The following is a 595-nucleotide window of genomic DNA, read 5'->3' as shown; positions in this document are numbered from 1 at the left end:
TTCGCCGAGCGCTCGGCGGGCGGACGGAACTTCCGACGCGCACCGCGCACATGTCTGCCACCAGCATCTCGTGAAACCTTGATCAACTGGGCAACGTCTGGCGGCGTGTTGCGATGCTCGGCCCCTTGGTCCAGGCGGCGAGTAGCTGGTGCTGGCCCAAGATGGCCCACCGTCCGGAATCTACGTCTGGGCGGCGCGTTCGGTCTCAATTATGGTCTCATTCGTTGCCGACCGATGCCGTTCGATCTTGTCCGCCGATAGAGGACTTCCGCAGGTCAGGGACGGTATCGGTTGGCGTCGGACGATGGTCAACAGACTTGGAAAGCGTGTGGCCGCTCAGCCGGCCGACCTCTGTGCGACGACAAGGTCCTGCAACGCCTCGATCGTCAGCCACGGGCGTGCGCGGTGCACCATTCGATGGCAGTTGGAACAGATCAACGCGAGGTCACTCAGCCGGGTGTTCGTCTCACCGGTGACGTGTAAGGGCGTGCGGTGATGGCACTCGATGTAATCCTGACCGCGAGGCCCGTACGCACGACCGAAGTCGAAGCCACAGGCTTCGCAGGCGATCGGCATGCCTCGGTGCCTGGCATCC

1 protein-coding gene is annotated in these 595 nt (G+C 63.5%); it reads right to left on the bottom strand.

The features are described 5' to 3' along the window. Positions 1-336 precede the first annotated feature (336 nt). A partial coding sequence (locus tag DMB66_RS60240; RefSeq protein ID WP_233625642.1) for an HNH endonuclease occupies positions 337-595 on the bottom strand: 259 nt, incomplete at its 5' end.

The sequence above is a fragment of the Actinoplanes sp. ATCC 53533 genome, from assembly GCF_003947245.1.
Note: the sequence above shows the minus strand (reverse complement) of the source record. Positions and strands in the feature narration are given on the sequence as shown.